The 17,498-nt window shown below is 61.1% G+C and carries 16 protein-coding genes, 1 tRNA gene and 1 pseudogene; 9 read left to right on the top strand and 9 right to left on the bottom strand.

Annotated elements, in window-relative coordinates:
- Positions 1 to 152: 152 nt before the first annotated feature.
- A pseudogene (gene tgt, locus RMQ73_RS11290) lies at positions 153 to 1,271 on the top strand (tRNA guanosine(34) transglycosylase Tgt); the annotation flags it as partial.
- Here the strand turns inward: tgt and RMQ73_RS11285 are convergent.
- Positions 1,268 to 1,951 carry a hypothetical protein gene (locus RMQ73_RS11285; RefSeq protein WP_310498342.1) on the bottom strand — a complete coding sequence of 228 codons (684 nt, stop codon included), beginning with the start codon at positions 1,949 to 1,951 and terminating at the stop codon, positions 1,268 to 1,270. The pseudogene tgt and the gene RMQ73_RS11285 overlap by 4 nt on opposite strands.
- An 81-nt stretch (positions 1,952 to 2,032) precedes the next feature.
- Between RMQ73_RS11285 and RMQ73_RS11280 the strand changes: the two genes are divergently transcribed.
- Positions 2,033 to 2,959, top strand: a complete 927-nt coding sequence (locus tag RMQ73_RS11280) for an IS1595 family transposase (RefSeq protein WP_310498341.1) — start codon at positions 2,033 to 2,035, stop codon at positions 2,957 to 2,959.
- Positions 2,960 to 3,628: 669 nt separating this feature from the next.
- Here RMQ73_RS11280 and RMQ73_RS11275 read toward each other — a convergent pair.
- Entirely contained in the window at positions 3,629 to 4,174 is a 546-nt protein-coding gene (locus tag RMQ73_RS11275) for a hypothetical protein (RefSeq protein ID WP_310498340.1), read from the bottom strand.
- A 656-nt stretch (positions 4,175 to 4,830) separates the two neighbouring features.
- Between RMQ73_RS11275 and RMQ73_RS11270 the strand changes: the two genes are divergently transcribed.
- Positions 4,831 to 5,325 carry a hypothetical protein gene (locus tag RMQ73_RS11270; RefSeq protein ID WP_310498339.1) on the top strand — a complete coding sequence of 165 codons (495 nt, stop codon included), beginning with the start codon at positions 4,831 to 4,833 and terminating at the stop codon, positions 5,323 to 5,325.
- Between the two features lie 436 nt (positions 5,326 to 5,761).
- On the opposite strand, the gene RMQ73_RS11265 is transcribed toward RMQ73_RS11270, so the two are convergent.
- The 3 genes from RMQ73_RS11265 to RMQ73_RS11255 are packed head-to-tail and all read right to left on the bottom strand — an operon-like array spanning position 5,762 to position 9,461.
- Positions 5,762 to 6,889 (bottom strand): FAD-binding oxidoreductase, encoded by a 1,128-nt coding sequence (locus RMQ73_RS11265; protein WP_310498338.1) that lies wholly within the window; start codon positions 6,887 to 6,889, stop codon positions 5,762 to 5,764.
- Complete coding sequence (locus RMQ73_RS11260; RefSeq protein WP_310498337.1) at positions 6,886 to 7,839, bottom strand: alpha/beta hydrolase; 954 nt, start codon at positions 7,837 to 7,839, stop codon at positions 6,886 to 6,888. Before RMQ73_RS11260 ends, RMQ73_RS11265 begins: the two co-directional genes overlap by 4 nt.
- Positions 7,836 to 9,461, bottom strand: coding sequence for an MDR family MFS transporter (locus RMQ73_RS11255; RefSeq protein ID WP_310498336.1), 1,626 nt, complete (start codon positions 9,459 to 9,461; stop codon positions 7,836 to 7,838). Before RMQ73_RS11255 ends, RMQ73_RS11260 begins: the two co-directional genes overlap by 4 nt.
- Before the next feature lie 125 nt (positions 9,462 to 9,586).
- On the opposite strand from RMQ73_RS11255, the gene RMQ73_RS11250 reads away from it, so the two are divergent.
- Together RMQ73_RS11250 and RMQ73_RS11245 are read left to right on the top strand one after the other, a co-directional pair.
- The gene (locus RMQ73_RS11250; RefSeq protein WP_310498335.1) at positions 9,587 to 10,240 is read left to right on the top strand and encodes a hypothetical protein; all 654 of its coding nucleotides are present in this window, start codon (positions 9,587 to 9,589) and stop codon (positions 10,238 to 10,240) included.
- A 3-nt stretch (positions 10,241 to 10,243) separates the two neighbouring features.
- Entirely contained in the window at positions 10,244 to 10,534 is a 291-nt protein-coding gene (locus tag RMQ73_RS11245) for a hypothetical protein (protein WP_310498334.1), read from the top strand.
- A 511-nt stretch (positions 10,535 to 11,045) separates the two neighbouring features.
- Here the strand turns inward: RMQ73_RS11245 and RMQ73_RS14295 are convergent.
- Entirely contained in the window at positions 11,046 to 11,438 is a 393-nt protein-coding gene (locus tag RMQ73_RS14295; protein WP_409049869.1) for a HEPN domain-containing protein, read from the bottom strand.
- Positions 11,439 to 11,447: 9 nt separating this feature from the next.
- Here RMQ73_RS14295 and RMQ73_RS11240 point away from each other — a divergent pair, with 9 nt between their 5' ends.
- Positions 11,448 to 12,350 (top strand): IS1595 family transposase, encoded by a 903-nt coding sequence (locus RMQ73_RS11240; RefSeq protein ID WP_310498333.1) that lies wholly within the window; start codon positions 11,448 to 11,450, stop codon positions 12,348 to 12,350.
- 126 nt (positions 12,351 to 12,476) lie between these two features.
- Here RMQ73_RS11240 and RMQ73_RS11235 read toward each other — a convergent pair whose 3' ends face one another.
- The 3 genes from RMQ73_RS11235 to RMQ73_RS11225 form a co-directional block, all read right to left on the bottom strand.
- Positions 12,477 to 13,232 carry a hypothetical protein gene (locus RMQ73_RS11235; RefSeq protein WP_310498332.1) on the bottom strand — a complete coding sequence of 252 codons (756 nt, stop codon included), beginning with the start codon at positions 13,230 to 13,232 and terminating at the stop codon, positions 12,477 to 12,479.
- Between the two features lie 9 nt (positions 13,233 to 13,241).
- Positions 13,242 to 13,754 (bottom strand): hypothetical protein, encoded by a 513-nt coding sequence (locus tag RMQ73_RS11230; RefSeq protein WP_310498330.1) that lies wholly within the window; start codon positions 13,752 to 13,754, stop codon positions 13,242 to 13,244.
- 479 nt (positions 13,755 to 14,233) lie between these two features.
- Positions 14,234 to 14,827 carry a DUF1134 domain-containing protein gene (locus RMQ73_RS11225; RefSeq protein WP_409049868.1) on the bottom strand — a complete coding sequence of 198 codons (594 nt, stop codon included), beginning with the start codon at positions 14,825 to 14,827 and terminating at the stop codon, positions 14,234 to 14,236.
- A gap of 229 nt (positions 14,828 to 15,056) precedes the next feature.
- Here RMQ73_RS11225 and RMQ73_RS11220 point away from each other — a divergent pair, with 229 nt between their 5' ends.
- From RMQ73_RS11220 to RMQ73_RS11210, 3 genes are all read left to right on the top strand, one after another.
- Positions 15,057 to 16,358 carry a UDP-glucose/GDP-mannose dehydrogenase family protein gene (locus tag RMQ73_RS11220; protein ID WP_310498328.1) on the top strand — a complete coding sequence of 434 codons (1,302 nt, stop codon included), beginning with the start codon at positions 15,057 to 15,059 and terminating at the stop codon, positions 16,356 to 16,358.
- A 166-nt stretch (positions 16,359 to 16,524) separates the two neighbouring features.
- Positions 16,525 to 16,616 (top strand) — tRNA-Ser (locus tag RMQ73_RS11215).
- A 179-nt stretch (positions 16,617 to 16,795) separates the two neighbouring features.
- Positions 16,796 to 17,498 (top strand): hypothetical protein (locus RMQ73_RS11210; protein ID WP_310498327.1); only part of this gene is annotated, 703 nt, incomplete at its 3' end.

The raw sequence follows: 17,498 nt of genomic DNA, 5'->3' as shown, positions 1-17,498 counted from the left end.
CAATTCCCCGCTCGTTGTGTCAATTCAACGCCGTCAGCTCCCGCAGGTCGCTCCTCCCCCCCCACCACCCCCCCCCCCCCCCCCCCCCCCCCCCCCCCCCCGCCCCCCCCCCCCCCCCGCCCCCGCACCCCCCAACCCCCACCCCCCCCCCGGCCCCCGACGGCGCCCCCCGCCCCGGCCCCCTCGCCAAGCAGCGCGGCACCATCGCCACGCCGGCGTTCATGCCCGTCGGCACCGCCGCGACCGTCAAGGCGATGCGTGCCCATGAAGTGCGCGCCGCCGGCGCCGACATCATCCTGGGCAACACCTATCACCTCATGCTGCGGCCGTCGGCGGAGCGGGTGGCACGGCTGGGGGGCCTGCATGCCTTCATGGGCTGGGACCGGCCGATATTGACCGACAGCGGCGGCTATCAGGTCATGAGCCTGTCGGCGCTGACCAAGCGGTCGGAGGAAGGCGTTGCCTTTGCCAGCCATCTCGATGGCACGCGGCACATGATGAGCCCTGAGCGGTCGATGGAAATCCAGCGGCTGCTGGGCAGCGATATCGTCATGGCATTCGATGAACTGGTGGCATTGCCGGCGGGACGCGACGTGGTGGAGGCCGCGATGCAGCGGTCGATGCGCTGGGCGGCGCGCAGCCGGGCGGGGTTCGACAGCGCACCCGAACATGCGGGGCGCGCCGCGCTGTTCGGCATCCAGCAGGGCGGGCTGGATGAACGGCTGCGCGCCGAATCCGCCAGCGCACTGACCGCCATCGGCTTTGATGGCTATGCCATCGGCGGGCTGGCGGTGGGCGAAGGCCAGCCGGCGATGTTCGGCGTGCTGGATTATGCCTGTGCGCAATTGCCCGCAGACGCGCCGCGTTACCTGATGGGCGTCGGCAAGCCCGATGACATTGTCGGCGCGGTGTGCCGGGGGGTGGACATGTTCGACTGCGTGCTGCCCACCCGCTCGGGTCGCAACGGCCAGGCGTTTACCCATGATGGCCCGGTCAATATCCGCAACGCCGTGCATGCCGAGGATCTGGCGCCGCTGGATGCCGGCTGCCCCTGCACCGTCTGCACTGGGCCGCATGCCGCCAGCCGCGCCTATATTCACCATCTGGTGCGGTCAGGCGAAATGCTGGGCGCCATGCTGATGACGCAGCACAATATCGGGTTTTACCAGCATCTCATGGCAGGGCTGCGGGCAGCGATTGCGCAGCGGCGGCTGGCGGATTTTGCGGACACGTTTCTGGCGCGGTACAAAAGCCGGGCCGCAAAGCCCTAGGAACTGTCGGTTCCGGGCGGCGCCACTTGCGGCGGAAGTAGACGAACTTGACGGTTTCGTGAGCTTTTCGGGCGCGGCCAAGACAGGACGCAAACCGGCAATTCGCGGTCGATCAGCAAATCCAGCGTTTCGTCAAAGCGTCGCAGCGCCTGGCTTTCCCTGTCCATCGGCGGCGGCCGTGGCGGTCGGGGCTGCGCCCAATGCGCGGCCAGTTTCTCCTCGTCGCCGTCCATCGCGGCCAGCAAGCGTATCTCGGCGCGCAGTCTTGCCACGCTGGCCGAATCCACCGGCTCTGCCGCGATGGCACCGTTCGGGCCAACGCCGCGCGCCCGCTCGGCACGTTCCAGCATATGGATCATCAACTGCGGCGCACAGGGCCGGCGGCGCGTGACGGTCACACCGTCCTTTTCATAGATATCGACTTCGCCCTCGATGCAGCGCTCCATCGCGGTTTCCTCGACGCGCCGCCAGGCATCGACCAGCGCCGCCTCCCAACCCGCGCGGAAATCCGCCGCCGCCGGGTGCCGGCGCAGCGCATAGGCCGCCGCCTTGCTCATCCCGGCCCGCTTCGCCGCTGCGGCCACGATGCCGGTATCGGCCAGCACTGCGATAAACACCCGCTGGCGCTCGGCGGTCCAGCCATCGGTGCGGGGGCGGAGGGGTGTATTTTGTTCTGTCATGTGGGCATATATAACCGATTTGGTTTGTTGTAGGCGATTATGCACTTGACATACCATGAGCCAATCTCATAAGGTTAGCTCATGACGAACCTCACCAACCCCATTTACAACAACGAAGATGCAGCCCGCGCGCATTTTGAAGGCATCCGCTGGCCCGATGGCCGCGTTTGCCCGCATTGCGGAACAATCGGCAATTCAACCCTGATGCAGGGCAAGACGACGCGCCCCGGCCTCTACAAGTGCAAGGATTGCCGCAAGCCGTTTACCGCCACCATGGGCACGATCTATGAACGGTCGCATATCCCGTTGCACAAGTGGTTGCTGGCGACGCAGTTGATGGTGTCCAGCAAGAAGGGCATTTCCGCTCACCAGCTTTTCCGCATGCTTGGCTTTGGCTCGTATCGCACCGCTTGGTTCATGGCGCATCGCATCCGCGAAGCTATGACCGCTGGCGACACCGGCCCGCTTGGCGGCGCTGGTGGCTTTGTCGAGGTTGATGAAACCTACATCGGGCGCAAGAAGGGCGTTGACGCGCCGGTTGGCGGCTTCCGCCACAAGCTGCGCGTCGTGTCGCTTGTGTGCCGCGATACGGGCGTTGTCCGATCCATCAATTCCGAGACGATCACCGGCGGCGAGGTTGCCCGCATCGTTCGCGCCAACGTCGCCCGCGAAGCCACGCTGATGACCGATGAAGCCCGGCTCTATTGGGCCGTTGGCCGTGAGTTTGCTTCTCACCAGCGAGTGCTACATGCCGGTGGTGAATATGTCCGTGGCGAAGCGCACACCAACACCATTGAAGGCTTCTTCTCTATCTTCAAGCGCGGCATGCGCGGCGTGTATCAGCATTGCGGTGAGCAGCACTTGCACCGCTATCTGGCGGAATTTGATTTTCGCTACAGCAACCGCGCCGCGCTTGGCGTCAACGACAACGCGCGTTCCGTGATCGCCGTGCAGGGCGTTGTTGGCAAGCGGTTGACCTATCAACAAGCTAACCGCCTTGCGGCCTGACACGCCAGCGGGGAAGCGGCCCCGCAATCAGCGGTGGCGCTCTTGACAAGGAGCATATAAAGACTCATTTATACGTCTACCCGGTGCTACGGTGGCCGGAACACAGATGGTACATAATCCATCGGGCGGCGCGACAGCGCCGCCTTTCGTGTTTTTAGGGCAGGTGCTTAAAGCCGTATCCCTTCACCTTATCGTTCCAAGGTGATCGGTCATATTTGCTACCCCGCAGAATCCCGGCAACCCGAGTTGAGAACGGCCCTAGTTCAACGTCGTGACTCATCTGCTTACGCACGTACATATGACTTGGATGGGCGATAAGGTCGCAAAGTTGCCGACCTCGTCTACATACAGCCGATACACCTAAGCGCCTTTCCGCTTTGTTTTCTTGGGCTGCGGCGGTGTCGCCAGCATACGCTTGACCACCACGTCGCGGCGTCGCGCAATCTCATCTTCCGACATGGCCGGCTGTTCGGCCTTTGGTTCTTCTGGTTGCATAATGTGGCCGATTCGCTTATACAATGTGTCTAGGCGGGCACCCAGTGAAGGAATACCCGCCTAGGTTGAGGTTGATATGAGACGGTGGTCAGCCGTCTTGCGATTGAGCCCCTACGGGTCTGCGAGCAAAGGTGGCGACCAACCACCAGAGCCAGGAAGCCCTAGGCTAGTTAGTTAGGTTGTTGGGGTTCCAAGTGGTCCACCTCCTTCCCGGCTGCCAAATAGATGCGGCGCGGCCGTCTGTCCCTGGCCGGGGTCAGATACCGCGCCGTTCTTTGGCGACCTCTCAAAGCCAAATCGCTCCGCAGCAACGTTAGTCACGCGAAATTTGCCGTCTGGCTTGATCTCTAGAAACTGGTGTTCGTTGGCGTAGCCTTCCAAGCGACGACGAACATCGCGAGGGCGCATATCCCGCCCCGTGTCCGCCATATACATGCTGGCGGCGTCGCTTTCCGAAAAGGCCTCATCGCCCTTGTAGAAGAACTCTAAGACGCCGCGCCATGCCATCGAGAGTTGGCCGGGAGCCTTGCCGACGCTACCTTTCGGACCAGATACCCGCGCGACACCGACCTTCATCCCCAGCACAACGCTGTCAGGGCGCACGGCAATCTCCCCCTGCACAATGGCCTCCATGCCTTCTAGCTTTGCCTTTTCAAGCAGGAGGACCTGTTCCAGCTCGCGGACACGCTGCCGCTGCGAATCAAGGATGGGGTGTGTCATGCGCCGTTTAGTAGCAGGCCGCGCTAAAAGCGCAACCCAAGCCGCAACACAAAATGCGCAACCAACCTAAACGCGCGTCTAAATCACATAACGAAACCTTTAACTGATTGCTTTCGGCGTTGGTATCTCAAGTGCATAATCGCCTTGTTGTAGGACAGGCCTTGTGTGTCGTGAATTGCCGCCTGTCGTTCCGATGGCCCGCGAATCCTTTCGACGACGCGACACCCGCATGCGTTTGCACACGTCGGGGAGTCGCCGCCTCCGAGGCGAGAGAGGCTGCAATCGCTAATGGTCAAAATCTGACGCTTGGTGAGCGTTGCGGCAAAGGCGGCTTCCGACCCAATTAAGGTCGCTTAGCGACGCTCGCATGAATGGCCGCTCCGGCTGAAACCAGCCATCCATGTGAAGATCGCTCGGCCGAATTGCCGGCTTGCTGCGTCGTCCCCCCGTTTCACCCGACGCCGCTCTGAAATCCTGTTGCATCCAATCGCCTCAAGCTATTATATTTTTTTAATCGGGGTTATTTCACAGTCCATCTTTTGAATGATTGTTATGTATTTTGTCCCCGAATTTCGAGGGATCACCTAGCCTTTTTTACTTGACCATTCGCTCAATCTCAGTTGTCATATGCTATGTGTTAAGTTGGAGAGTCAAAAATGTCCGATTTGATAATTACATGCAGGAATCCGAATCAAAATTACGGCATTGTCCAAACTGGGGACATGGGCAATGGCGTTAGGCAGGCAGTATCTGAGGTTATTCAAGTAAATATTGTCATTAATGCAGGCTATCGCACGCTGAGAGTTGACAATAATAATCCCATAGAGTGTGATTTAAAATTAACTCTACAATCCGGGGTTTTGTTACGCTCATGGTTTGTTTACGATGCTGGCGCGTATTCGAATACCGGAAGTTCTGGTAGTGATCTGCCGGCCCATGATTGTAAGAAATACATTAGATTTATCTATCCTGTGCCGACAACAAATCTAACGCAACAGATTCGAATGATTTATTCTAATAATAATGATGACTATAATGGAACGTTTAATTTTAGAGTTTTTGTTCAATATAGGCACAATACTACAGGTATTGAAGATTTTCATAGTGAGTATGATTCCGTTTTTTCATCTGATCCCGCAGTTTTTTTATAGACCTTTACCGAATTTTGCCTGAATTTCACCTACTGGTATTTGAGCTTTTTGACGCCGCCGCGGCTATACGCGCCGCACCGAAATATCCGTCGGTGGCAGAACCTCGCTTCAAAGCAAATTCCATCTCCCAATTCCGGCCCTCTGGATAATCAGAAGGATCGTCGGAAACTGGTACGCTGTCCTCGTCAAGTAGCATAATGTCAGTGACCGCATATCCGGCGGACATCATTCGCAAGACCCAGAGACGAAGAGGTCAAAGTTCAGCGAGGCGCGGATCGCGCTTGCTCTTCGCCAAGCGGAGATGGCACGCCAGTTGCCGAGGCGTTCCGGAAGATGGGCATATCCGAGGCGAACGTCTGCTGCTGTTAGGATCCGACATTCACGTCACGTCGCGCGAATGGCAATTATGTCCCAATATCGGTCATTCGCAGACCCATCAAGATGGGAGCCAAGCGTCAGGTTTGGACCACTCGCTGCGGGTGGCCAGATAGGGCGCCGCTTCGACCTCCGGCGCGTCCCCGAGCAGCATCGCGGCGCATAGTTCGCTGATGGCCGGGGCGGTCTGGATGCCGAAGCCGCCTTGGCCGGCGCACCAGAACATGCCGTCCACCGCGCCGTCCCGGCCCAGCACCGGTAGCCGGTCGGGGGCAAACGTACGCAGGCCGGCCCAACTGGATTCGAGGCGCATGACGCGCGATGTGCTGACGGTTTCGAACCGGTCGATGACTGTGGCGATATCGATCTCGTCGGGGCGTACGTCATGGGGCACATCGGGGATTTCATCGTGCGGGCTGAGCCACAGCCGGCCGCTGTCGGGCTTGAAATAAAACCGCCCCGCCGCGTCCATCACCACCGGCAGGTCGGCGGGCGGCGGCGGATCGAGCCGCAGCACGGCCATGGTGCGGCGCAGCGGCATCAGCCCGCGCGGGGCGGCGCCGGCCAGTGCGGCAAGTTGGTCGGCCCAGGCGCCGGCGGCGTTGACGACGGTTGCAGCGGTGAAAGTGCCGGCGCGGGTGGTGATGCGCCATGTGCCGGATGTGCGCGCCAGCGCCGTGACCTGTGCGCCGGTGATAAGGGTCGCGCCGCGCAGATAGCCCTGATGCAGCGCCGCCACATCGATATCATAGCTGTTTGGCTCCAATATCCCGCGATTGCGCCATTCCGGCCGCAACATCGGGCCGGCGGGGCTGGCGGCAAGTTGGCCGGCGTCCTGCCAATGCCATTCGACGCCGCTTTGGGTAAATTCGGCAGCCACGGTGTCGATGGCGCCGGGCTGGTCTGGCGGATCGAGAAACAGGCCCGGACGCGGCGACAACAACGGGCCGAAACCGGCCGGCGGCGCCGTGAAGAAGGCGCGGCTGGCACGGCTGAGCGGCACGACGCCCGGCCCGCCATAGCTTTCCACCCAGAACGCCGCCGAACGCCCGGTGGTGTGATAGCCGGGCCGGTCCTCCATCTCGATCAGCGCGACTTTCAGCGCGGGCGCCCGCCGCCCAAGCGCCCATGCGAGGCTGGCACCCGCGATGCCGGCGCCGATGATGGCAATATCGAAATGCGTGGTCATCGGGCAGGTGTGTGCAGGAATTCCAGCACGGCGGCCAGCACGGCGCAGCGCACCGCGTCACTCTCCCGCAGCAGTTCGTGCCCGGCGCCGGCATATTCGGTCAGGCGGGCATCGGGCATTGCCGCCGCCAGCGCGCGTGTGGCAGCACTGTCCACCAGGCCGTCTGCTGCTGCCATGTGAATCGCAACCGGCGTGGTGATGCCCGGCAGGCGGGCACGCAGCGCCGCCATCGACCGGAACGCGGCATCGAGCCAGCCCCAGGTGACGCTGCCGATGGCCAGCGCGGGGTTTTGCGCGCACCACCAGGCTTCATCGGCATAGCGGACGGGATCGCTGGTGAGCAGGCGCTGGCGGGCGCTTCCGGCAACACCAGCCCGGTAGGGACCGCCGCCGGCAACGAACCGCCGCCCCTGCCCCAGCATCACCATCAGCGCCGCCGCCGCCCGGGCGATGACCGGCCCCAGCGGCGGCGCGCGAACACCGGCCATCGGGCTGAGCAGCACGGCGCGGGCAAAGTCATGTGGGTGATCGGCAAGGTGGCGCAGCGTCAGGTGGCCGCCCATCGAATGGGCGACGATCATGTGCGGCCCGGGCATGTTGGCGCGGAACCAGTCCGACATTGCGGCAAGGTCGCTGGCCCAGAGCGCAAAATCCCCGTCCGGCGCGTCACCGTGCATAGGGGATTTGCCGACGCGGCCGGACAGGCCCTGCCCGCGCCAATCGAAGCTGGCGACGCCCCAGCCGGCATCGGTCAACGCCCATAGCCCCTCGGCATATTTTTCGATGAAATCGCCGCGTCCGCCCAGGAACAGGATGCTGCCCTGTTTTCCGGTGACGGCGGGCCACAGAATCGCGCGAAGCGGCCAGCCATCGGCCATGACCTGCATGGACTGCATGCCGCCCGGCGGCAGGCTGCGGCGGCGCGCCAGTTCGGCCCCGGCAGGAGTCATGCCGGCGCCACATCGTCGCGGCCGCGCAGCTTGCGGGCCGGCACTGCGAGCGTCACGGCAAAGGCCAGCAGCATGATCGCCAGCGAAACCGGGAACAGCGCAGTGATGCTGTCGGAGAAACTGGCCTTCAAACCGGCTTCGGCGGCGTCGGTGGCGACGGGTGCGGCCTTTGCCAGTGCCGTCTTGTCCATCGCCAGCGTCTGTGCCTGCGCCAGCGTGATCGACTGGCCCTGCACCAGCGCCGGGACATTTTGCGCCAGCGCGCCTGTCAGGTGGAACACCATCAGACCGCCATACAGCGCCATGCCGATGGTGCTGCCGATTTGCCGGAAAAACTGCGACGAGGCCGTTGCCACGCCGACCCGCGCATGGCTGACCGCGCTTTGCACCGCCAGGGTGAACATGCCCTGCGCCGGGCCAAGGCCAAGGCCGAACACGAACAGCATCGCCATGAGGCCGCCGTGCGAGATATCTGCCGACAATTGCGTGATCGCCGCCATCCCGGCCAGGGCGACAGCGCCGCCGGCCACCAGCGCGGGTTTGTATTGCTGTGACTTGCGGCCGCTGCGCCCCGACAGCATCGATCCGGCAAGGATCCCGAACAACAGGGGCAGCATGGCCGCGCCGCTTTGTGCAGCACTAAGCCCGCGCACCAGTTGCAGATACAGCGGCAGGAACATCGGCACGCTCATATAGGCGAGGTTGATGAGGAACAGCGCGATGATGGCGCGGGTCACGACCTTGTCGGCGAACAGGTCCAGTGGCACCACCGCATGCGCCTTGCCGCGCGCGGTAACGAGATAGGCGGCAAGGCCGGCAGCGGCGACACCCAGCGCGATGCCGACGCGCGGCTGCTGCCAGCCGGCCGCCTCGCCTGCCCAGCTGAGCGCCAGCAGCAGCGGCACGGCCGCCGTGACCACCAGCGCGCTGCCCAGCCAGTCGATCGGCGTGTCCTGGCCTCGGTTGCCCGGCGGCAGATGCCGCAGCAGGATATACAGCGCGACCAGCCCCAGCGGCAGGTTGACGTAAAAGATGAAACGCCAGCCGGCAATGACATGGCCCAGCACCGTCATGGTCGCATGGTCGGTCAGCACGCCGCCCAGCACTGGCCCGGCAAGCCCCGCCAGCCCGAACATGGCGCCGAACCAGCCGGTATAACGCCCGCGCTCGGCCGGCGGCGCGATGTCGGCGACCGTGGCAAAGGCGCCGGTCGTCAGTGCGCCGGCGCCAAGGCCCTGCACGGCGCGCCAGGCGACAAGCTGGTTCATGCCATCGCCGATGATCGGCAGGTCGCCGAATTCGCCGGCCAGCCCGCACAGCATCGACCCGGCCAGGAACACCAGCACGCCGAAGATGATGACCGGCCGCCGGCCATGGATATCGCCCAGCTTGCCGTAAATGGGCACGGTGACCGTCGAGGTCAGCAGATAGGCCGTGCCGACCCAGGCGATGCGCTCCAGCCCGGCAAGATCGTTGATGATGCGCGGCATGGCCGTGGCGACGATGGTCTGGTCGAGCGCGGACAGGAACAGCACGATCAGCACGGCAACCAGCGCCATGCGGCGTTCGGCATCCGAATAGACGTGAGGCAGTGCAGCAGGGGCGGCGTGGGACACGGACATCGCGGCCGGGATAGAGTGCATGACGCTGCCGGGCAACGCCCCAGTTCGCATGGCACATTGACGAAGGCGCGCAGCAGCGCAAGGAAGGCGATCATCATGCCTGTCGGACGTGCAGAGGATAATTCATGGACCTGACCATTCCGCCCATCGCGCAGTTTCTGGCTGCTGCTGCCCTTGTGCTGGGGCTGGTGCTTGGCTTTGTCGTGCGCGGCGGCCTTGCCCGCAAGCTGGCCGTGATGACCGAGCGCGCCGAGGCGCTGTCCCGCGAGCGCGACACGCTGGTGCAGGAGCGCGAGCGGCTGACGGTGGAGATCAAGGCGCGCGACGCCCAGATTCGCCCGCTGGCCGATGAGGTGGACAAGCTGCGGCGCGATTTTGCCCGCGCGCAGGCGCGTTTGAACGATGGCGCGCAGGCGCGGTTGAACGATGGCGCGCAGGCGCGGTTGAACGATGGCGCGCAGGCGCGTTTGAACGATGGCGCGCAGGCGCGTTTGAGTGGCGATGCGCCGACAGTCGAAACCCGCAGCGTCGATCCGGGCGACCTGTCGCAGTTGAAGGGTATCGGCCCGAAATTCGCCGACAAGCTGCGCGCCGCCGGTATCACGGCCATCGACCAGATTGCCGGCTGGACCGCCGTTGATGCGCAGGTGATCGACAGCCAGATGGGCGATTTCGCCGGCCGCATCGCCAGCGACCGGCTGGTGGAACAGGCACAGTTGATCTCGCAAGGGCGTTACACCGAATATGAAACGCTGTTCGGCAAGCTGGCGGCGCGCTGAGGCGTGTCGCCCGCGCTCAAGTTGTTGACCGGGCTGGCGGCCAGCGCGCTGGTTGCCCGCGCCGGTCATATCTATTTCAGTCAGGCGTTGCTGGCCGATCTGGGCGGGCGCGCCGGCGCGGTGATGGCGGCGCATGGCATCACCGACGGCGCCGTGCGCTGGACGGATGCGCGCGGATACACGTTTCGTATGGCGCTGCTGTCGGGCACGGCCGCGCCTGCCACACGCAGTGCCGTGGTGGCGCAAGTGCGCCGCCTTGATGGCATCGCGGGCGCCCGCTGGGAGGCCCGGTGATCTGGCTATTGGGTGAAATCTGGCTGCTGGTGCTGGCCGGCTTTGCGCTTGGGCTGGCGACCGGGTGGTGGATATTCCGGCGTTAGAGCGCTTTTTCGACCAGTTCGCATCACCGTCATCGCCCTTGCGGGCGACCCCTCAGGGGCGGTGACCCAGATTGGTCGAAAAAGGCTCTAGTGGTCCAAACCTGACGCTTGGTTCCCATCTGATGGGTCTGCGAATGACCGATATTGGGACATTCCCGCCGTTCCAAATCGACGTGTCGAACGGCATGTCTTGTCAGAAGCCGACATCCAGAGTTTGTCCGATCGGCATCGCAGAGCGGCAGAAAGTGGGCCAATTGCGAATGGCGGCTTTCAGGTGCCAATCGGCAATAGCGGAAGTCGCAAGGGCCGCTGTTGAACAGCTTGAAGTGGCCTATCAGCGGAACATGGGGTTCCGAGTATTCAGAATATGAAACGCGATGGTGGTCATCGCAGTGAGTTGCCCCATTTGCGGGTGTAGTTGAATTTCATCGCACCATGCTTTTGAAAAGGCAGTGAATCACCTCTTTACCAGCCGTGTATTGATCCTTGATCTCCGCGTAGTTTGTGGTGTTCGGCAAAGTTCCTTCATGCACAAATTGATGCCGCCACACGATAACATTATTGTAAGCCGACTTGGGGCTTTTGCTGTGCGACATGACGTATTCGTTCTCGGCCTTCTCTAGGTTATTTGTGAACCGCGTGAGATACTTCACACCAAACATCTTGATGTGTTCCTTCTTCAAGTCATCTAGTTTTATCTTGCCATTTAATCTGAAGAACCGCGCCCTAGTTACCTCACCCAATACCAGATGTTTTTTATCCGCGAACGCATAGAAGATGGGGATTATCCCCTTGACGCACGTATCTAGTTCGACTATTCAAAATGCATGAGCAAGTCACCCTCCGCATCGCCAGCCTTTTCGGTCCGCGAATTTCTGACGAAGTTCTCGACTGAGGAAGCCTGCCTCGATCACATCATGGCCGTGCGCTTTGGCGGCACCCGTTTCGATTGCCCGTCATGCGGTGCGGTGGAAACCACCTTTCACAAGCTGGCCAACCGCCGCGCCTATAGCTGCGCTTCGTGCGGTCACCACGTTTACCCTTGCGCCGGCACCATCCTGCAAGACACGCGGACGCCGCTCACGTCTTGGTTCTATGCCATGTTTCTTTTTGTCACCACCCGCCACGGTGTCAGCGGCAAAGAACTGCAGCGCCAGCTTGGCGTGACCTACAAGACGGCTTGGCGGATCGGCCAGCAAATCCGCGAACTGGCGGGCAAGGCCGATATGGCAGCGATGCTCACTGGCCACGTTGAAGCAGACGAAGCCTATGTTGGCGGCGTTCGCAGCGGTGGCAAGCGTGGCCGTGGCGCACCGGGGAAAACGGTCGTTGTCGGCCTCGTGGAGCGCGGCGGCGCGATGAAGGCTATGGTTGCTGGCGATGTGAAGAAGGCCACGCTCCGCGCCATTGTGAATGAGAACGTTGAGAAGGGATCGGTTGTTTCGACCGACGAACTGCGGTCCTACAATTTACTCACGGATGACGGTTACACGCACGGCGCTGTCAAGCACGGCCACCGCGAGTATGCCTTCTATGACCACAAGACGGGCATCAACCACCACGTCAACAGCGTGGAATCGTTCTGGAAGCTATTTAAGGATAGCGTCCGCTCAACGCACATCCATATCTCGCCCAAGCACATGAATCGCTACCTTGGCGAGTTCACTTTCCGGGCAAACCACCGGAACCGCGTGAACGGAATGTTTGACCTTCTTGTGGGGGCGCTGTGAGGACGCCTCGCAGCACGGCGTCAAACTCACCAGCAGATGCAGCCCCAATTCCCGCAGCTTCGGCTTGAGTCATAAATTCCTCAAGTCGTCCTGTGCGCAACGCCTCGGAAAGCGACAGAAGGCCGTTCAATGCAACACCGCGCGTCTGAATGCGTCGTCCGGCGCGACAGCCTGCAAAACGTTGCCAGTTTGCGCCAGCGCGGTAATCCACGAGCCAAAGCCGTCTTTTGTAGATAGAACGGCAGTCCGGGCTGGCGGGTTGTCGAGAAGCCGAATGTCGCCAAACTTTGCTAAGGTTGAAGCAACAGATGGAAACCATGGCGTAACCGTATCAAACAAAGCTGGCGTGTCGTCATTAGTTACGGCAACATCAATAGACCAAGCGGTGGTCGAGGCCCCTCTAAATTCGAACTCTTTAGCGACGTGCTGCTCGCCATATAAGCGAACTAGCTTTTGATGCAGCATAAGGCCCGCATCCGCTCTTTTTCGTTGATGCTGCCGATTGGCATAGTTAATCGCCACTTCAAGCGAACAGTTTGCGATTGCCTTGATCGCACCAACCAGCTGCCCCTCCGAAACTTGCACCTGGAAAGCGCCGTCACTGGCAATCTCAACGCCTGCCGACATTGCGACTGCTTCGGCGCGCGCCATAAATTGGCGGCGATCAGCCCCCATAATTTCGCACTCGCGCGCTGCAAAACTATAATCGCTGACAAGGAAATGAGGCGGCGCTCGATCAACCCAGATGACCACTGCTCCGCCGCTTGGATAAGCTAGCGGGGTCGTCACAAAAGTGCCGCCCTTCTCATGGCGAATGGACACAAGCATCGAGGCGGCAGACGACACCGCCTCCTCAAATGACTTCGCCTCCGTCTCTGCCATGGTTCCGCCCTAAAGATCGAAACTGTAGACCCACTCTGGCGTCTTGACAAGAGTTATGTTGTTGATTCTAAACAGACTCCCGACGAATCTAAGACACTCATCAAACCCTTGAATAGGTTGCGGAACCGGACGCGCAACGGGCAAATTGTCGCCGCGCAAAGCGCCGGTGGTGTCGCTCCAATTGTCCTCAAAAAGATGCATGTGCGAGGGAGATTGCTCAAGGAATCGGAGTTCTGGCGGCCCTATGCCCTTATTGTTGTGTGGTCTGATCGAGTTCCATTCCACGCGTGCAAGCGGGCCGCCCTCGCCGGGAATGCGAACTCCATGGTATTCCAATTGAAAAACCACTTCTCTGTCAGGCAACCGTTCCAGCGCGGACGCGCGTAGAAACAATCCTTCTTCGATCAACCCGTCTATTTCCAAGGGCAACTTCAACTCAAGCCGTCTGCCTTTGCGCGTCCACTCCGAAGCGGCGGCAATCAGCTTTTCCGCTTTAACTAGTTCGTGGAGCGTGTCCGGCATTCATGAGTCATAACAGCATCATAACTTGCTGGCGACCCTCTCTCACGCACTGGCGCTAGGCGGCCGCCTCATACGTGCGTCAAAGGGATAATCCCCTAAACTCAACATGCGTCCCAAGCTCTTCGTCTTCTGCTTCTTCCTCGACCTCGATTTCGTCGTTCACGTCCTTAGCCATAATCACTCCCCGGTTGGGCACAGCGTAGCGAAGAAGTTGCGAGCCGACCAGGGGATGGTGGAAGAATACTGCCTTATATTAACTTGCTCCGCCCAGAAGGTGCGCGTGGCGAAAGGCTGCTGTCAGAATGGAAGCGTGACTCGCTAAATGGCCGACTGTGGGCGCGTTCCCGACCGTCCGCTTGGACTTACCTTTTCGGCAGTTCTTGGCAGGACCGGACATTCATCGTTACGGCTGTGAATGTCCTGAACTGGGTCGAAAGCAGCCTTTGCCGTAACGGGTACCAAGCGTCAGATTTTGACCATTAGAACGGCAACCATTTGCCCTTTTTGGAGAATTTCATGTAGCCGGCGTTGAGGCCCAGCCGCCAGCCGACACCAAGCTTGATCGGCACGATGACGACATCGTCACGTTGCAGATAGTTCGCCGTGAAACCGCCGACCAGATAGGCCTTGCCCTCGGCAGCCGGGTAGCGGCGGAACAGGTCTTCGGTGTCGTTGAGATTATAGACCAGTGCGAAGATTTTCGACCCGTCGCCGCCGATATCAAAGCCCACCGACGGCCCGGTCCAATGCACCTTGCGCTGGCCTTCGGTCTTGTGAAACAGCGTGCCGGAGCCATAGCGAAAGCCGATGATGATGGCGCCGCCGGCTTCCTTGCCGACAATATAGCCGATGGGCTGGCCGCGATCCTTGAAGGTCTTGCGCACGATTTCGGCCAGGCCTTCGGCGCCGCGCCCGAACACGTCCTCGGCAGCGGTCAGCACGTCCTTTTCCTGATAGGCGGTGCCCGGCGCGGGCGGCGTTTCGGCAGCGGGAGGCGCTTCGGCGGCAACAGGCGGGGCTGCGACTGGCGGCGGCGGCACAACCGCATCCTGCGCAGCAGCCGGGGCCAACATCGTCACTGCGGCCAGCATCACCAGTCCAGCAAATCTGTGCATCCGTTCCTCCCAGAACTCGTTCATGTTGTTGCAGCAACACGCATATGCATTCCTGTGCGGCGCCTGCTGAACCGCAGATGAGCCGCCAATTCACCAAGCCGCCCGGCTATCGTTAACCACACGCGGCCTTTCTTCGGCATCTTGCCCATGCTAACCGGCGCGCGCCAGCCATAAGGAACAGTTTTCGATGCGCGTTGCAATGATCGGTTCGGGATATGTCGGCCTTGTGTCGGGCGCCTGCTTTGCCGATTTCGGCCATGATGTCGTGTGTGTCGACAAGGACCCCAGCAAAATCGAGCGGCTGAACAATGGCATCATGCCCATTTACGAGCCGGGGCTGGAGCAATTGGTCACCGGCAATGCCCGGGCCGGACGGCTGACCTTCACCACCGATCTGGCCGAAGGCATCAAGGGTGCCGAGGCCGTGTTCATCGCTGTGGGCACGCCGTCACGGCGCGGCGATGGCCATGCCGACTTGTCCTATGTCCATGCCGCAGCAAAGGAAATTGCCGAAGCGCTGGAGGGCTATACCGTCATCGTCAACAAATCGACCGTGCCGGTCGGCACCGGTGACGAAGTCGAGCGCATCATCCGCGAGGCCAATCCGCAAGCCGATTTCGCCGTGGTGTCCAACCCGGAATTCCTGCGCGAAGGCGCCGCCATCGGCGATTTCAAGCGACCCGACCGCATCGTCATCGGCACGCAGGATGACCGCGCCAAGGCCGTGATGACCGAATTGTATCGGCCGCTGTTTCTCAACCAGTCGCCGCTGCTGTTCATGGGGCGGCGTTCGGCCGAGATCACCAAATATGCCGCCAATGCGTTCCTGGCAACCAAGATCACCTTCATCAACGAAATGGCCGACCTGTGCGAAGCCGTGGGCGGCAATGTCCAGGACGTGGCGCGCGGCATCGGGCTGGATAACCGCATCGGCGGCAAGTTCCTCAATGCCGGGCCGGGCTATGGCGGCAGCTGTTTTCCCAAGGACACGCTGGCGCTGGTGAAAACCGCGCAGGACGCCGGCAGCCCGGTGCGCATCGTCGAGACGGTGGCGGCCGTCAACGAAGACCGCAAGCGTGCCATGGCCCAGAAAGTCATCGCGCTGGCCGGCGGCGATGTGCGCGGCAAGGTCGTGGCCATATTGGGCCTGACCTTCAAGCCGAACACCGACGATATGCGCGATTCGCCGGCGATTCCCATCATCGAGGTGCTGCAGGCTGCCGGCGCCATCATTCGCGCCCATGACCCCGAAGGCGAGACACAGGCACGGCTTGTGCTGACGAACGTCGAATATTGCGCAAACCCATGGGACGCGCTGACGGACGCCGATGTGGCGGCGCTGGTAACCGAATGGGACGCGTTCCGCGCGCTCGACCTCGACCGGATCAAGGCGGTGATGAAAACGCCGGCTATGGCCGATCTGCGCAACGTCTATCGGCCCGAGGAAATGGCCAGGCGCGGCATCACTTATGTCGGTATCGGGCGCTAGAGGCGTGAAGTAGGCGCCGGCCGCTCCCCCTCCCAACCGCCCGCATCATACAATGGTTTGGGTGATTGGGAGGAGGAGCGAGCCGGCTCCGACTTGCACCAAAAACGATAAACCCAAAACACTGTTGCCAATCCCGCCGGGGCACGGCTATAGGCGCACCTCTTGCGGAGCCGTGGGTGAGCGGCTGAAACCAGTAGTTTGCTAAACTGCCGTACTGGGTAACTGGTACCGAGGGTTCGAATCCCTCCGGCTCCGCCATTTTTCCTTGATTTCATTGCTTAATTTCCGATAGAACGAGTTCCAGCCCACTTTTATGCCCACTTGCGACGTGGGTTTCGGCGGTCCGTAGCGGACGTCGACGGAAATTGAGATCTCGATTTAGAAATGCCATTGCGCCGACCTTTGGTCGTATGTTTCCATCCCCCATGGGAGTTAGCATGACCGATAAGCAAAAGATTCAGTGGATAAGTGCTTGCGAAGCCGTCGGTCTTCTGGCGCCGGTTGTCGGAGGAGACGCCGCTGCCAAAGCCATGATGGCAGATCGCCTTCGCGATGGCGTCCTCAAGGCAAGCGCTGGCTATTTTGCAGAGGGCTTCGATTTTGGTTCGGTTGAACCAGTGATAACAGACCGAGCTCGTGCCTTCCTTGAGCAATGCCAGCAGACGGATACCGCCGACGGCGTTGAAATCAAACCGATTGACCAAAACTTCCCAAAAATTTCCCAAAGCAAGATGGGATCGGGTTATGCCACCTCGGTTTTTAATCCCAAACTCAGCAGGATGATCCTTGGAAATGGGATCTGGCGAGCTAGCGCTGATTGGGAAAAGGATTTGAAGCGATGGGACTGGGGTTCAGGAACCTTCATATGCAGCTCGCCTGCCGTCCTAACGGCGACACGTTTGCGGTCACATTCGCCAGGCGCCCTGCTCTATCCCAGACGAACCGTTGTTTACGCTGTTGAATTTGATCGATCTGAAATCGTATCAATCGTGACATCCTTTACGCCGAACAAATCGGCGGCACCAAGCAACGATAGTCTGAAACTCAAAAAAAGACGTCGACGCTCGGCCCGCAAACATGATTGGGAGGCAGTGCTGTTGGATCTCCTGGCACTCGCCTATGTCGGGCGCTTGGACACTG

Origin of the sequence: Sandarakinorhabdus sp. (assembly GCF_031430775.1) — a bacterium.
Classification (GTDB): domain Bacteria; phylum Pseudomonadota; class Alphaproteobacteria; order Sphingomonadales; family Sphingomonadaceae; genus Sandarakinorhabdus.
Note: the sequence above shows the minus strand (reverse complement) of the source record. Positions and strands in the feature narration are given on the sequence as shown.

Coding starts and splice junctions, on each gene's coding strand:
- RMQ73_RS11285 (WP_310498342.1), bottom strand. CDS start 1,951: ATGACAGAACAAAATACACCCCTCCGCCCCCGCACCGATGGCTGGACC.
- RMQ73_RS11280 (WP_310498341.1), top strand. CDS start 2,033: ATGACGAACCTCACCAACCCCATTTACAACAACGAAGATGCAGCCCGC.
- RMQ73_RS11275 (WP_310498340.1), bottom strand. CDS start 4,174: ATGACACACCCCATCCTTGATTCGCAGCGGCAGCGTGTCCGCGAGCTG.
- RMQ73_RS11270 (WP_310498339.1), top strand. CDS start 4,831: ATGTCCGATTTGATAATTACATGCAGGAATCCGAATCAAAATTACGGC.
- RMQ73_RS11265 (WP_310498338.1), bottom strand. CDS start 6,889: ATGACCACGCATTTCGATATTGCCATCATCGGCGCCGGCATCGCGGGT.
- RMQ73_RS11260 (WP_310498337.1), bottom strand. CDS start 7,839: ATGACTCCTGCCGGGGCCGAACTGGCGCGCCGCCGCAGCCTGCCGCCG.
- RMQ73_RS11255 (WP_310498336.1), bottom strand. CDS start 9,461: ATGTCCGTGTCCCACGCCGCCCCTGCTGCACTGCCTCACGTCTATTCG.
- RMQ73_RS11250 (WP_310498335.1), top strand. CDS start 9,587: ATGGACCTGACCATTCCGCCCATCGCGCAGTTTCTGGCTGCTGCTGCC.
- RMQ73_RS11240 (WP_310498333.1), top strand. CDS start 11,448: ATGAGCAAGTCACCCTCCGCATCGCCAGCCTTTTCGGTCCGCGAATTT.
- RMQ73_RS11235 (WP_310498332.1), bottom strand. CDS start 13,232: ATGGCAGAGACGGAGGCGAAGTCATTTGAGGAGGCGGTGTCGTCTGCC.
- RMQ73_RS11230 (WP_310498330.1), bottom strand. CDS start 13,754: ATGCCGGACACGCTCCACGAACTAGTTAAAGCGGAAAAGCTGATTGCC.
- RMQ73_RS11225 (WP_409049868.1), bottom strand. CDS start 14,827: ATGTTGGCCCCGGCTGCTGCGCAGGATGCGGTTGTGCCGCCGCCGCCA.
- RMQ73_RS11220 (WP_310498328.1), top strand. CDS start 15,057: ATGCGCGTTGCAATGATCGGTTCGGGATATGTCGGCCTTGTGTCGGGC.